Raw genomic sequence first — 14,574 nt, 5'->3', positions numbered from 1 at the left:
CTCTTTTTTACCTTTTCAATATTTTTACAATGTCACAAAAAAGTCTCGATTTTTTCAAATAAAGCCAAAATGAATTAACGCATTTCGAATGCCATCATTATCAACCGTGTCTGTTACATAGTCGGACACCGCTCGTATAGACTCGGCAGCCCCACCCATAGCTACCCCTATACCGGCTTCCCGAAGCATTGAAATATCATTTCCCCCATCTCCAAAAGCTATTGTATGCGAAATATCAAAATCATAATAAAAAGCAAATTCTCTAATACCAGATGCTTTATCAACGCCTTTCACATTTATATCCGCAAAAATCGGATGCCACCTGGAAGCGGAAAGATTCGGAAGTTGAGCCATAACTTCTTTTTCCGTCTCTTCATCACAATAAAAACATAGCTGGCAACATTTACCTTCGATAAACTCCTTTTCTATATCAATGACCGGCGGAACAGGATGATCTACCAATCTCGCCAATTCTATAACGATAGAGTTCAACTCATTGACAAAAATTCCGTTATTCGTTTCAACGGCTATCGGAAACCCAAATTGTCGAGAAAGAGCATAAGCTTTCTGAAAATCTTTATCAGAAATTTGTTTTTTAGACACGGAAGTACCGTCTCTCAAGACGCAATCCGAACCATTAAGGGCTATTACGGCATCAAAAGGGACTTCTTCTATTTCATGCAAATCACTTGCAGCTCGTCCTGTTGCGATAATAATTTTACACCCCGAATTATGGACTTGCCGTAACGCATCTATTGCCGACTGAGGCACACGATGAGTATCAAAACTTACCAACGTACCGTCAACATCTAAAAATATCGCCCTTATCATATTTAAGAAATTATATTATAAGAAGTTTACAACTCTATTAGTTTATTATCGACAACTTGTAAAGGCACAATAACTACTCATATCAAATTTACTACAACATCATTATGGTTGACTTGCAAAATTATAATAATTCTTTTCAGATTTTGAAAGCAGGATGGCAATTTTTTTTGATTTTAGCAAACTGAAAAGTAGAGATAAAAAATCGTCAACAATTCCAATAAAAAACAAACCCACCTATTATTCAATTGATAATAAGCGGGTTATAAATATACATGTTGTCCTGGAAGGATTCGAACCCTCACAAGCGGAACCAGAATCCGATGTGCTACCGTTACACCACAGGACAATTTTTTATTGCGCTGCAAAGGTGCGAATTTATTTTTCTATTACAAAACCATACCGATATTTTTTACTTTCGATTAAGTTTTTTTTACAAGGCTGTTTCCTCTTTAGGCAAAGCTAACTCAACTGCTTCGTATGACTTTTTCATAAGCGTTTCAATATCATGTCCTGAAATAGGGTCAGGGAATAGAGGTTTATGAATCGTCAAAATCATTTTTCCAGGTTTTATCAAATATGACGAACGAGGCAACACAGAGAAAGATCCGTCAATCGTTAAAGGTACTACGGGCAAATTTAAATCAATAGCCAACTGATAAGCCCCTTTCTTAAAGCGTTGAAGTTTCCCGTTCCATGTACGCGATCCTTCAGGAAAGACAACTAAGGACATGCCGTGTCTCAACGTCTGTTCTGCCATATCCAATGTTTCCCGAATACTTTTAGGCCCGGAACGATCTACAAATATATGTCCGGCTGCAGCACAAGCTTTTCCGACAAATGGTATGCGTCTGAGGCTTTTTTTCATCATCCATTTAAAATTATGTCCTAAGAAGCCATAAATTAAAAAAATGTCATACGCTCCCTGATGATTTGCGACAAAAACATAAGAAGTTTTCTTATCGATATTTTCCCGACCTTTTACTTTAACTCGCACAAACGAGATCCAACAAAAAAGCTGAGACCAAATGCGTCCCGGATAATATCCCCAAACTTTACTGTCTCCGATAAAACAGCCGACAATTGTCACTAATGCTGTTATTATAGTCAATACTAATAAAATAGGAAATGCAATAAGCCACTGGTAAAAAAAGAACAGTATTCTTAACATAAAATACACTACGGTTAATTACAATCAATATATAAAGACAAAGGTAGCTGTTAAGTTTTAGAAATACAACAGCTTTTCAGGATTCTTGCTGTTCGAGAATCATTAAGAAAGTTTTCAAACCAACATTCCTTATCAGGAATAAAACCTCTCTCTAAAAAGGAAAAAAGGGTTCTGCAAATTAGTTTGCAGAACCCTTTTAGTGTCCGAGATGAGATTCGAACTCACACGATCCAATGATCACTACCCCCTCAAAGTAGCGTGTCTACCAATTTCACCACCCGGACATCGTTGTTTTTGAAGCGTGCCCAAAACAGGACTCGAACCTGCACGTTCGCAATAAACACTAGTCCCTGAAACTAGCGCGTCTACCAATTCCGCCATTTGGGCTTACTCGCTGTCACGGAAAAACCGTGGAGCGAAAGACGGGACTCGAACCCGCGACCCTAACCTTGGCAAGGTTATGCTCTACCAACTGAGCTACTTTCGCATAAAATTATCAATTTAAAATTTTTTACCCCCGTAAAAACATCAGAGCGAAAGACGGGACTCGAACCCGCGACCCTAACCTTGGCAAGGTTATGCTCTACCAACTGAGCTACTTTCGCAATTGCGACTGCAAATATAAGGTGTTATTTTGAGTTGTGCAAATGCAAAATATTATTTTTTCACCTTTTTTACGATCCTGTTTTTGTTACTTTTTGAATACTAACCGCTTAATATCTAAATCATATCAAACGATCCCTTCATATCAACGATTGCGTAACATCGAAAAAAATTCTTCTCTCAATTCTCTGTCCTTAAAATTGCCAGAATATAAACAAGTCGTAGTCGATGCATTCTGTTTTTCAACCCCTCTCATCTGCATACACAGATGACGCGCCTCTACCATAACGATAGTCCCATACGGTTCGATTACAGAATCAAAACAATCGAGTATCTCCCGAGTCATACGTTCTTGAACCTGAAACCTCCGTGCAAAAGCATCAACAAGCCGCGCAGGTTTACTCAAACCCACAATTTTATCTCCCGGCATATATCCGATATGCACTTTACCGAAGAAAGGAAGCAAGTGATGTTCACACAAAGAATAGAACTCTATATCTTTTACAAGAACTATTCGCTGAGAATCTCCATAATTTTCATGAAAGATAGCTGAACGGAGAATCTCTTCAGGCGACTGGTCATAACCGCTCGTTAAAAATTTCATAGCACGAGCAACCCGTATAGGTGTTTTTTCTAATCCCTCCCGGTTTACATCTTCACCCAATAACTCCAATATACTTTTATAATGTCCGGCTATCAAATCTTCCTTTTCTTGATCAGATAACCGGTCCTGTACCTTTTGCATATTACCAAAGTCTTTATAATCTTCATTCTACAATACGTGTTAAGCGGATCATATCCTTCACAACACGCATTTCCCGAAATTGAGGAAATGTATTCTTTAATTCGATCAACTTGAGATTCGCTTCTTCAAATGAACGAAAGTCTCCCACCCTAAGTCTCCAAAAAGGAGATGTAAACGTAACGTAAGTGGACAATTCCGGATCTGCATCTTTTATCATAGAAGCTTTCTGATAAGCTTCATCTTTGGATCTTCTCTGATTATTATCCGAAAACACTTGTATTCGATACCCGCGAACCGTTATATAATTCTGATCTCTCGACGATATTCCGGATAAAACGATATTACCTGTCCGCCTTGCCAGACGATCGGTAAGACGCGCATCCTGAAACAAACGGACACGTGCATTTCCGGTAACACGCTCTAACGACTGGACAATTGAAGTATCTGCTACCTGCACCTGAGCGTATGCACCACACCAATCTATAAGCGATAATAAAACGATCGATAAAACAGTTCTTCTTTTCATAGGCTTTATACAGATAAGAAAACTGCAAAAGTAAGTATTCTATCTTACTTTTGCAGTTTATAGCCTGTTTAATTATTTAAAATGCGTTGATAATACCCATAAAGGAATCGACTTCCAAAGCTGCTCCTCCGATAAGTCCTCCGTCCACATCTTTATTTGCAAACAATTCTTTCGCATTCGAAGGCTTACAACTTCCTCCATAAAGAATAGAACAGTTTTCAGCAACTTCATTGCCATATTTATCAGCAATAGTTTTACGAATAAACGCATGCATTTCTTGAGCCTGTTCTGCAGTAGCAGTTTTTCCTGTTCCGATAGCCCATACCGGTTCATAAGCCAATATGATTTTCCCAAAATCTTCTGCTGACAAATTAAACAAAGATTCTTCTATCTGAGCTTTCACTACATCAAAATGTTTCCCGGCTTCTCTTTCCTCAAGCACTTCGCCAATACAGAAAATAGGAGTCAAACCATTAGCCAAAGCAAGAATCGTCTTCTCTTTTAAAATTTCCGGAGTTTCATGATAATAAGCACGGCGTTCTGAATGACCGAGAATTACATACTTAGCTCCTGTAGAAGCAACCATCTGGGCAGAAACCTCTCCAGTATAAGCGCCAGAAGCTTTATCTGCACAGTTTTCTGCAGCAACGCCTATTTTATTCGTATCGATAGCATCTACAACAGAGGCTAAATGAATAAAAGGAGTACCGATAATCACATCGCAATTAGGAGTTTTTCCCGCCAAAGCAGCCTCAATACCTTTAGCCAATTCAAGACCTTCTTGGAGTGTCTTGTTCATTTTCCAGTTACCTGCAACAATGTTTTTTCTCATAACAAATATTAATTGTGTGGTTATATAATAAAATAACTATTACTCTTGTTTTTCCGGAGATACCAAAGAAGATTTTTTTTCTCTCCTCTTTCGCCGGGCTTCTCGTATTTTGCCGATAATAGCGGCAACTGTTTTTTCAGTCAACAACAAAATGAACATCGGCACGGTATAAATCAATACCAATATTCCTAAATTCTTCGATCCGTCATATATCCACGTACGTCCGATCGGAAGATTTTCTATTTTATCATTCAACTGAGCTTCGTCCGGCAAATGCGAAGGAAGCTGTTTCCATACAATCGTTCCTTTATGTAGTAACATTACACCCGGATTACCCCGTATAATCGTTTTTATCGTAGTCTCATCCATCTTATAAAAAGGATAATCAGCTCCTGTATTATCCTGCCAAACAGCAATTGCCGAATCAGATGATGCAGTCACGCAATAAAAATTATATCCATAAGCCAGTGCATAATCATACAAATCGTTTATTTTATCAATCTCACTTTCGTCCGCATTTTCTAAGGAAGGTGTAAGCAATAAAAAAGTATATTGCGGATCTTCCAATATATCCCGAGCTATGTCAACATCATCTTCTCCAGAACGAATAATAAAATCCTCGATTGAAGACTTCTTTTTATCCGATATATTTTTTTTCTCTATCCGATCTACAAATACCCATGTAGTATCATCCATAGGAATATCATTTAAAGAAAATTCTTTTCGGATACCTTCTTTCTCGTAAACAAAAAGATAATCATCTCCTGCATCAATATTTCCACCCGGCATAGCATCTAATATATTCATTCCTACTTTATAAGGACGAAAATCCAATATAGGCTGAAAATAAACTCCAAACCATGCCAAAGCAAGAGCAAATATAAGAGAATATAATACCGTAAGCCACTGAACAGATTTATTATATACTCCTTTTACCAAACTATTATAACGGATAAGGAATAATACAGGAATCAGTAAAAAAACATTTTTAAAAAAAGTCTCCCAATTGGTCAAGACAAGGGCATCCCCAAAACACCCGCAATCGCTTACAGGATCGGCTATCGCCAGATAAAGTGTCAACGGAGTCATAAAACACATGACCAACAAAACTAGCCATGAGGTCAATTTGCGGTAAGAACCGAGCAAAGTGTTTATTCCCAGCAAAAACTCAAATGCAGCTAATACTACACCGAAAAAAAGAGATAAAGGAGATAAAAATCCGATACCTAAAACAGAAAAATATTCTTCGAATTTAATAGCAGATCCTGTAGGATCAATTGCTTTTACAAAACCGGAAAAGATAAAAGTCGCCCCGACAATCAACCGAGAGGCTATTACCAGCAGCCATAAAATCCGATTTCGTACCGATGAATCTTTTATTTCCGTTTTATTCTCCATACTCCAATTTTATCAATCCGAAAAGAGAATAATTGATCATATCCATATAATTAGCATCCACTCCTTCAGAAACGAGTGTTTTCCCCTCATTATTTTCGATCTGCTTAGTACGGTATATTTTCATCAAAATAAGATCAGTATAAGAACTCGTCCGCATACTACGCCAAGCCTCGTCATAATCATGATTTTTAGCATACATTAAACGTTTGGTCTCATCCATATACTTGTCATACAGCTCAAGAGCCTTCTCTACAGAAATGTCTTCTCCATCTGAATATCCTAACTCCAATTGGATAAGACCGATAATACCATAATTAACTATCGCTATCAACTCAGAGCGAATCCCCTCGTCGACTTTACATTCTCCCTTAATCTCAATGCTCCGAATCCGGTTAGCTTTAATAAATATTTGGTCGGTTATGGATTGAGGACGCATGATACGCCATGAAGGGCCGTAATCTTTCAGCTTTTTGGCATACAGATCACGACAAATGCTTATAACATGTTCAAATTGTGCAACCGTATCTGTCATAAAAAATATTTTTCGGGTACAAAGGTACAAAAAACAATGAAATCAGGTTTTATAAAAACCTTGATTTCTCCAAGACCCAAATCAAATTAAATCCGGACAATATATCAATCCCTGCCTTATTCATCAGCAAGCACATCGTCACTACCTTCTTCCTGCCGCAACTCATACATTTCATGATATTCATTCCAATCGGGATCTTTTTCTGTATAAATCACTATCGGAAGTTTTTCGAAAGAAGACAAAGCCTTATTCAACATCTCCCCGAAAGCCGGAACATTTCGTGTATAAAAAACCCATGTCCGTTCATTATCACCGGTATATACACCTGTTAATATCGCCAGTTTGTCTTTTTCCATAGCCTTTTGCAGAGCATCCTGTACCGGTTCCATCACACGAGCGTCAGACTCACAAGGCATTCCTCTACTATCACCATTATACTTCCAATAAATTTCAACCCGTTCCTTAAATTTTCCTGAACGTACATACAACTCCAAATCATCACGACCGCAAACAATCACCATAGCTCCGTTCTCAGTTTCTGAAACAGTCGTAAACCAATTATTAGACAACTTCATTTCCTATTTGTTTTTAATTACCGGTTCTACAAAGATAGAGATAATTTAGTCCCTGTTTAAAATTACACAGAAATATTTTACAACAATCCACGTCGTTCGCAAACATCAAATGAGTTCTCCCCAAAGCGAAAAATATCTGAAACTTATTCGTTTATATCAAAATGAAATGTATTTTTTCGGATTCTTTTTATAAAAAGACTATCTTTGTCCATAATATTTAACCTATTTAATGACACGATGAAAAAACATATCGATCTTTTTTGCGCAATAACCGCATTATTTTTATCCGGTGCATGTGCCCCGACCGTTAAAGCTCCCGAGGCAATTCTTCCGATACCAGAACCAAAACAGGTAGAATGGCAGAAAATGGAAACCTATGCATTTGTTCATTTCGGGTTAAACACATTCAATGACCGTGAATGGGGATACGGAGACTCAGATCCCAAAACCTTTAATCCCGCAAGGCTCGATTGTGAACAGTGGGTAAAAACATTCGTCGCATCCGGAATGAAAGGAGTTATCCTTACAGCAAAACATCATGACGGCTTTTGTTTATGGCCGACAAAACTAACAGAATACTGTATTCGGAATACACCATATAAAGGAGGGAAAGGCGATATTGTCGGTGAACTGGCAGCAGCTTGCAAAAAATATGGTATCAAATTTGCCGTATATCTTTCACCGTGGGACAGACATCAAGCCAACTACGGAACACCAGAATATGTAGATTATTTTCATAAACAACTGCGAGAATTAATGACCGATTACGGAGAAGTATTCGAAGTATGGTTCGATGGAGCTAACGGAGGAGACGGATGGTATGGAGGAGCGAAAGAAAATCGTACCATCGATCGCAAAAACTATTACAATTATCCTGAAATATACAAGATGCTGAGTGAATTGCAACCGCAGGCCATCATTTTTTCGGATGGAGGACCCGGTTGCCGTTGGGTAGGAAATGAAAAAGGTTTTGCAGGAGCAACAAACTGGTCTTTTTTACGTACAGGAGAAGTCTTTCCCGGCTATGAAAAATACCGTACACTGCAATACGGTCATGCCGACGGCGATCAATGGGTAGCGGCCGAATGCGATGTTTCTATTCGTCCGGGATGGTTTTATCATCCCGAAGAAGACAATCAGGTGAAAAATGTAGATCAATTGACCGATCTTTATTACCGCAGCGTAGGGCACAACGCAACGCTATTGCTTAACTTCCCTGTTGACCGAAACGGGTTGATTCACCCCATAGACTCTGCCAATGCCGTAACCTTCTACAAAAACATCCAAAAGCAATTAGCAAATAATCTATTAGCCGGTATTACACCTTCAGTATCTAACGAAAGAGGCGGAAAATTTACTGCAAAAGCAATAACTGACCGAGAATACGATACCTATTGGGCAACCGAAGATAGTATCAAATCCGCCACAATAGAATTTTCTTTACCGGAAAAGAAAAAAATCAACCGAATGATGTTGCAGGAATATATCCCGTTAGGACAACGTGTAAAAACATTTTCTGTAGAACATCGTAAAAACGGCAAGTGGTTTCCCGTAAAATTGAATGAAGAAACGACTACTATCGGATATAAACGGTTACTCCGGTTCGAAACAATAAATACGGATACAATCCGCATAAACATAACCGATTCCCGGGCATGCCCATGCATCAACAATATCGAGGCTTATTATGCAGGAGAGACCGATGAAATTTCGTTCAAAACCGATACAAAAAAATTAAATAGTTTTCCTTTTAAAATCCAAGGTATTTCTGATAACGAAATTCTGAAAGCGACAGACGGAAACGACTCCACATCTTGTTTTATAAAGAGTAACACGGTAATAATCGATTTCGGAGAAGAGCGTGTTATCTCATCATTCCATTATCTACCCGACCAGAGTGAATACAATAAAGGTCTCATTGCTTTATACGAACTCATGACAAGCAATGACGGTCAAAATATCGATAAGACAATAGCAAAAGGTGAATTTTCCAATATAAAACATAACCCTATACTCCAATCCGTCTACTTTACTCCTGTAAATACCCGTTATCTTTTCTTGAAAGCAGTTAAAATGATCAATGAAGGCGAACCCATAGGATTTTCAGAAATCGGTATTCAATAATAAGCTTTTACACTTAACCATAAAGGATCTGTTTTTTGAAAACATATCCTTTATGGTTAAGTGAATTTTCATCACCGGATAAAAATAACTATCTTTGGCGACTATAAACAGAATTCACCTCATAAGAATGAAAATTTATTATCAGATTATACTTTTAATTTTCTGCAATACATTATTCATACAAGCAAACAGCACAGACTCTATCGTCGCACAAAAACATCTGAAAACAATAACAGTATCTCAAATAAGAAACAAAAATAACACGATCTCCATATCGCCCGACAGCCTTGTTCAATATGGAAATTCACTGAACGACATTCTGTCTTTTTTCCCTTCATTGGAAAACGATATGGAAGGAAATATCCGATTACGGGGATCTGATAAAATCACATTTCTCATTAACGGAAAGCCTACTTCTTTCTTAGGAAATTACCGAAGCGAAATAATGATACAACTCCCAGCATCGGCCATCGGAGAAATCAAAGTCAACCATATTCCGGATGTAAGCCAACAAGCAGAAGGTTCGACGGGAACAATCGATCTTATATTAAAAAAATCTCAACAGAACATACCCTCAGGACAAGTCTATTTAGGAACAGCCAATAGCGACCGATATATGGCCGGTGCTCATTTCGGAACTCCGCTATCTCCACACTGGAAATTCAATGCCGGCATCGATTACAAACGCGAGTATAGGAAACGTACATTTCTGAATACGATCACTTCTCGCGAAAATAATATTGTCACAAACGAGCAAATTCAAGATAATTCGGCAATAGCCCATCCTCAAACAATCGTAGGCTCTTTAGGAAGCGAGTTGAACCGAAATAAACACACTTTCAAAGCTGACTTCTCTTTTATACAGATGTGGTTCGACCGCATCGGAAATATTCACAATACCGAAACAAAAAAAGAGATGAAAGTAATCCGTGACAACGAACAGGCCAATCGCCAATATAGTGCCGCAACGTTCTACCAATATACGCACAACGATCAAATTTCTTTTTTCACAGACTTCAATTACCGACATACGACATACGATGAAAACAACGACTATCAACGCAATGTTTTACGCCCCAAACCAAACTTGATACAAGACAAATTCTTTATCGACCAAAAAAATGACGAATATGAATTGAGTCTAGCAGGAAAAATCGGGACATTCAAGACCGGATATAACACATGGATTACAACTTCTACGAATGCAAACCAAAAAGAAATATATGATAACGGCTTTTATGCCGAAGCTCAGGAAGCATCTTTTAATATGGATCTGAATCGCCAGATACATTCTCTCTTTTTGCAATATGAAAAACAGTGGCAAAAATGGTTTATATATGCAGGAATAAGAGGAGAATATACTCACCAATCGGTTTATTTGGCAAAGGATAACAACCGGATAAAACAAGATTATTGGAATTTATTTCCGGCATTCCAACTTTCTTATAATAATCAACGCTCCGGACACTCGTGGCAACTCTCTTACCGGCAACGTATTAACCGGCCTGTTTTTTCTGAATTAAACCCGTTTCTCGATCAAAGCGACCCTCAAGAAACCATACAGGGAAATCCCTACCTAAAACCGGAAATCAGCCACAATACAGCATTAAGCTACCATTATACGAACCGAACCTTTACATTCACACCTACATTATTTTACAGAAATAAAAAACAGACCATAGCACAAATTACACAAGAAGATATGGTCGTTACTTATAAAAATCTATATCACAGCCAATCGGCAGGAGCAGAGCTCGGTATATATATTTCACCGGTAAAATGGATGGATATACGCATAAACGGAACTGTATATTATGATGAAATACAGGCCGACAAAAAAGGGAATAAACGAAACGACTGGGCATGGAATACCAATGGGATCGTATCATTCAGGCTTACTCCTACCACAACTTTACAATGTAACGGTAACTACATATCCGATTTACAAACAGTACAAGGGAAAATAGAGTCTCGTTACCGAATAGATACAGGAATAAGGCAAAGCATATTGTCCGGAAAAGGAGAAGTAACTCTACAAATAAACGACTGGTTCGGATCGGTAAAAGAAATTACCGTAATCGATACGCCGACATTATATAAGCGTACTGAAAAAAGTCGTGATAACCGTACCGTATGGTTAGGATTTGCATGGAATTTCAATATAAATAAACAAAATAATAAGCTAAACTTAACATTATGAAACTAAGAAGAATGTTGTTACCCTTAGCTTTCGCGGCAATTTTGTCGCCGGTAAAAGCAGACGAGGGGATGTGGTTACTTCCGTTTTTAAAACAACAAAATTCGGAACAACTGAAAAAATTAGGGTTAAAACTCGATGTAGATGACATCTATAATCCCGAACGAACTTCTCTGAAAGATGCTATCGTTATCTTCGGAGGAGGATGTACCGGAGAAATTATCTCACCAGAAGGATTAATCCTTACCAACCACCATTGCGGATACAGCGCTATTCAACAACATAGCTCGGTAGAGCACGATTATTTGAGTAACGGATTCTGGGCAATGGATAAAAAGGACGAGCTCCCTACTCCGGGTCTCGAAGTCCGTTTTATCGATAAAATCGAAGAAGTAACCGATTTTATCCAAGAAGAAGTCAGCAAAACCGGAGATCCGTTGAAAGCTTTCGATCCGGCATTTCTCGATAAAATAGCCAAAGAAAAAGTCGGAGAGAAATTTTTGGCGGAAAACCCTTTTACAGAAATAAGCATAAAACCGTTTTTCGGAGGAAATCGATTCTTTATGTTCACAATGAAAGTATATAAAGATATTCGTTTCGTTGGTGCTCCCCCCTCTTCTATCGGGAAATTCGGAGCTGATACGGACAACTGGATGTGGCCGCGTCACACCGGAGACTTCTCTCTTTTCCGGGTTTATACCGATGCTCAGGGAAATCCGGCAGAATACTCAGAAAATAACATCCCCATGCACCCGAAAAAATATTTCAATATTTCGCTGAAAGGGATCAAAGAAAACGATTTTGCCATGATCATGGGATTTCCCGGGTCGACCAACCGATATTATACGTCATGGGAAGTAAAACAACGTCGTGATGTAGATAATACGGTCCGCATCAATATGCGAGGTATCCGTCAAAAAGAGATGTTAGACGAAATGCTTGCCGACCCGAAAGTAAGAATCCAATATGCCAGCAAATATGCCCGTTCGAGCAACTATTGGAAAAACTCTATCGGGATGAACAGAGGGATCAATAAACTGAAAGTTATAGAAAACAAAGAGTTGGACGAAGCTCGGTTCAAAGTATGGGCAAATGACAACAACCATCCGGAATATATCCAAGCATTAAACGATATGCGAGACGCAACCTTACAAATGAATGATATCAAGTACCAATATTATATGTTATTGGAAGCGTTGTATCAAGGAGTGGAATTTTCCGGAGTTCCTGCTCGTAATAAAAAACTGATCGAAGCTTTAGAGCATAAAAACGACTCTATCATCAAATCTGAATTGGCCGATCTTGAAAAAGCTTACAAAGCATTTGCAAATAAAGATTATAACCGCAAAGTCGACCAAAGAGTATCGAAAGTCATGCTGAAAGCATATATGAAAGAGGTCGGGAAAGAAAACCGTCCCGAAATTTTCACCCTTATCGATAAAAAATTCGACGGTAACATCGACCGCTTTGTTGATGAAGCTTTTAAAACTTCAATTTTCGGAGGCGATGAAAATTTCAATAAATTCATGAAAAAACCGACGGCCAAAGCCCTAAAATCGGATTTAATGATACAATACGCTCAATCTGTCATTCAAAAAATGATAGACCTACGTAAAGAACTAAAACCGATAAATGAGAAGTTCGCTTTAGCCAAACAAACATATATCAAAGGCCTACTCGAAATGAATCCCGGTAAACCGGCATATCCGGATGCAAACTTTACAATTCGAGCAACCTACGGACAGGTACTGCCGTATTCTCCGTCAGACGGTATAGATTATCATTACTATACTACGTTGAAAGGAGTTATGGAAAAAGAAGATCCGAACAACTGGGAATTTGTAGTTCCGGAAAAACTAAAAGAACTCTACAAAAACAAAGATTTCGGTCAGTATGCCATGCCGAATGGAGAAATGCCCGTAAACTTCCTCTCGAATAACGATATTACCGGCGGAAATTCGGGTAGTCCGGTATTTAATGCTAACGGAGAACTTATCGGAACGGCATTTGACGGAAACTGGGAAGCCATGAGCGGCGATATTGTATTCGAAGAAGCTCTTCAACGAACAATAAGCGTCGACATCCGTTACATACTATTCATCATAGACAAGTTTGCGGGAGCAAAAAATATCATCGATGAAATGAGTATTGTCAAATAAAATTGCAACCATATATAATAAAGAAGGCTCGGATTCACATTCTGGGCCTTCTTTATTATATAATATTTCATACAAATACAATAAAATATCTCACTATTTTCACTATATTTGCCCATAAGTCTAATATCATTCAATAATTTTATGACACATTTCAAATTTTGTCGGCTTCATTTATTTGTAACTATCGCGAGTATAACGACATTAATCTCCTCATGCGATCCGAAGAATGACAATAATACCTACATAGAAGAAGAGGCATTATCTGCACCTTCTAACTTCACAACCGATTATACTAATAAATGTATTCGATGGGATGCAGTTCCTAATGCTGAAAAATATTATTGTACCATCAATGATCGTGAAAACTATACCATTTCAAAGAACTACATCAATTTAACAAATACATCCATAACCGAAGATCAATGGCATACAATTACTGTTCAAGCTATAGCACCGACCAATTCAAAATGGTACAATTCTTCAACAGTTAATTATCCTTTTATCTTCACAAAAAAAACATTACTTGCCACACCAACTAACTTCAAACACGAAATTTTTGAAATTATAGACCCAATTTCAAAACAACCTGAAAATAAAATAAAAATAATGTGGGATGCTGTTCCCAATGCCGAAAAATACTATGTTACATTTAAAAAACAACAAGAAACACACCCAAAGTGGGAAAGTAGACCTATTACCGAGTCATCTTTTATACCAATGCGCACCATAGAAATAGGGCATAACTACGTTCTTGAGATCTGTGCCATTCCTAAAGAAAACAGTCCTCTTTACGTAACTTCAGAAACCAAGGAAATAATAATCACTGCCCAATAGACCCATAACACACACTTCATTACAAACGATTTATAAGCCCCCATTATTAA

12 protein-coding genes and 5 tRNA genes are annotated in these 14,574 nt (G+C 38.0%); 4 read left to right on the top strand and 13 right to left on the bottom strand.

All coding sequences use genetic code 11. The features are described 5' to 3' along the window. Positions 1–54 precede the first annotated feature (54 nt). The 13 genes from QUE35_RS13470 to QUE35_RS13410 form a co-directional block, all read right to left on the bottom strand. A complete protein-coding gene (locus QUE35_RS13470) occupies positions 55–831 on the bottom strand; it encodes a Cof-type HAD-IIB family hydrolase (protein WP_022599826.1) in 777 nt (258 codons plus the stop codon). Between the two features lie 275 nt (positions 832–1,106). After that, positions 1,107–1,177 (bottom strand) — tRNA-Gln (locus QUE35_RS13465). Between the two features lie 84 nt (positions 1,178–1,261). Continuing rightward, on the bottom strand, positions 1,262–1,999 hold the full coding sequence (locus QUE35_RS13460; protein WP_022599824.1) for a lysophospholipid acyltransferase family protein: 738 nt from the start codon (positions 1,997–1,999) through the stop codon (positions 1,262–1,264). Between the two features lie 200 nt (positions 2,000–2,199). Then, positions 2,200–2,283 (bottom strand) — tRNA-Leu (locus QUE35_RS13455). 18 nt (positions 2,284–2,301) lie between these two features. Beyond that, positions 2,302–2,386: transfer RNA gene (locus QUE35_RS13450), tRNA-Leu, on the bottom strand. 24 nt (positions 2,387–2,410) lie between these two features. Then, positions 2,411–2,486, bottom strand: a tRNA-Gly gene (locus QUE35_RS13445). A gap of 45 nt (positions 2,487–2,531) precedes the next feature. Continuing rightward, positions 2,532–2,604: transfer RNA gene (locus QUE35_RS13440), tRNA-Gly, on the bottom strand. Positions 2,605–2,747: 143 nt separating this feature from the next. Beyond that, positions 2,748–3,347 (bottom strand): GTP cyclohydrolase I FolE, encoded by a 600-nt coding sequence (folE, locus tag QUE35_RS13435; RefSeq protein WP_022599822.1) that lies wholly within the window; start codon positions 3,345–3,347, stop codon positions 2,748–2,750. A gap of 22 nt (positions 3,348–3,369) precedes the next feature. Beyond that, entirely contained in the window at positions 3,370–3,873 is a 504-nt protein-coding gene (locus tag QUE35_RS13430; protein ID WP_022599820.1) for an SPOR domain-containing protein, read from the bottom strand. 76 nt (positions 3,874–3,949) lie between these two features. Then, a complete protein-coding gene (tpiA, locus tag QUE35_RS13425; protein WP_009317345.1) occupies positions 3,950–4,705 on the bottom strand; it encodes a triose-phosphate isomerase in 756 nt (251 codons plus the stop codon). A 39-nt stretch (positions 4,706–4,744) separates the two neighbouring features. Continuing rightward, entirely contained in the window at positions 4,745–6,103 is a 1,359-nt protein-coding gene (locus QUE35_RS13420; RefSeq protein ID WP_022599818.1) for a BT_3928 family protein, read from the bottom strand. Beyond that, a complete protein-coding gene (locus tag QUE35_RS13415; RefSeq protein ID WP_009317347.1) occupies positions 6,093–6,635 on the bottom strand; it encodes a DUF1599 domain-containing protein in 543 nt (180 codons plus the stop codon). The genes QUE35_RS13420 and QUE35_RS13415 overlap by 11 nt, the downstream gene beginning before the upstream one ends. A 116-nt stretch (positions 6,636–6,751) precedes the next feature. After that, entirely contained in the window at positions 6,752–7,210 is a 459-nt protein-coding gene (locus tag QUE35_RS13410) for a DUF695 domain-containing protein (protein ID WP_022599816.1), read from the bottom strand. Positions 7,211–7,447: 237 nt separating this feature from the next. On the opposite strand from QUE35_RS13410, the gene QUE35_RS13405 reads away from it, so the two are divergent. The 4 genes from QUE35_RS13405 (at position 7,448) to QUE35_RS13390 (ending at position 14,524) form a co-directional block, all read left to right on the top strand. Further along, positions 7,448–9,334, top strand: coding sequence for an alpha-L-fucosidase (locus tag QUE35_RS13405; protein ID WP_022599813.1), 1,887 nt, complete (start codon positions 7,448–7,450; stop codon positions 9,332–9,334). 127 nt (positions 9,335–9,461) lie between these two features. Continuing rightward, on the top strand, positions 9,462–11,534 hold the full coding sequence (locus QUE35_RS13400) for a TonB-dependent receptor domain-containing protein (protein ID WP_022599812.1): 2,073 nt from the start codon (positions 9,462–9,464) through the stop codon (positions 11,532–11,534). Continuing rightward, complete coding sequence (locus tag QUE35_RS13395) at positions 11,531–13,690, top strand: S46 family peptidase (protein WP_044261360.1); 2,160 nt, start codon at positions 11,531–11,533, stop codon at positions 13,688–13,690. The genes QUE35_RS13400 and QUE35_RS13395 overlap by 4 nt, the downstream gene beginning before the upstream one ends. A gap of 141 nt (positions 13,691–13,831) precedes the next feature. Beyond that, on the top strand, positions 13,832–14,524 hold the full coding sequence (locus QUE35_RS13390; RefSeq protein WP_022599808.1) for a hypothetical protein: 693 nt from the start codon (positions 13,832–13,834) through the stop codon (positions 14,522–14,524). Positions 14,525–14,574 lie beyond the last annotated feature (50 nt).

The sequence above is a fragment of the Coprobacter fastidiosus genome (assembly GCF_030296935.1).
Classification (GTDB): Bacteria; Bacteroidota; Bacteroidia; order Bacteroidales; family Coprobacteraceae; genus Coprobacter; species Coprobacter fastidiosus.
Note: the sequence above shows the minus strand (reverse complement) of the source record. Positions and strands in the feature narration are given on the sequence as shown.

Bases quoted from the DNA above. Each gene is read 5' to 3' on its own strand.
- QUE35_RS13460 (WP_022599824.1), bottom strand. From the start codon at position 1,999: ATGTTAAGAATACTGTTCTTTTTTTACCAGTGGCTTATTGCATTTCCT.
- QUE35_RS13405 (WP_022599813.1), top strand. From the start codon at position 7,448: ATGAAAAAACATATCGATCTTTTTTGCGCAATAACCGCATTATTTTTA.
- tpiA (WP_009317345.1), bottom strand. From the start codon at position 4,705: ATGAGAAAAAACATTGTTGCAGGTAACTGGAAAATGAACAAGACACTC.
- QUE35_RS13400 (WP_022599812.1), top strand. From the start codon at position 9,462: ATGAAAATTTATTATCAGATTATACTTTTAATTTTCTGCAATACATTA.
- QUE35_RS13470 (WP_022599826.1), bottom strand. From the start codon at position 831: ATGATAAGGGCGATATTTTTAGATGTTGACGGTACGTTGGTAAGTTTT.
- QUE35_RS13410 (WP_022599816.1), bottom strand. From the start codon at position 7,210: ATGAAGTTGTCTAATAATTGGTTTACGACTGTTTCAGAAACTGAGAAC.
- QUE35_RS13415 (WP_009317347.1), bottom strand. From the start codon at position 6,635: ATGACAGATACGGTTGCACAATTTGAACATGTTATAAGCATTTGTCGT.
- folE (WP_022599822.1), bottom strand. From the start codon at position 3,347: ATGCAAAAGGTACAGGACCGGTTATCTGATCAAGAAAAGGAAGATTTG.
- QUE35_RS13430 (WP_022599820.1), bottom strand. From the start codon at position 3,873: ATGAAAAGAAGAACTGTTTTATCGATCGTTTTATTATCGCTTATAGAT.
- QUE35_RS13395 (WP_044261360.1), top strand. From the start codon at position 11,531: ATGAAACTAAGAAGAATGTTGTTACCCTTAGCTTTCGCGGCAATTTTG.
- QUE35_RS13390 (WP_022599808.1), top strand. From the start codon at position 13,832: ATGACACATTTCAAATTTTGTCGGCTTCATTTATTTGTAACTATCGCG.
- QUE35_RS13420 (WP_022599818.1), bottom strand. From the start codon at position 6,103: ATGGAGAATAAAACGGAAATAAAAGATTCATCGGTACGAAATCGGATT.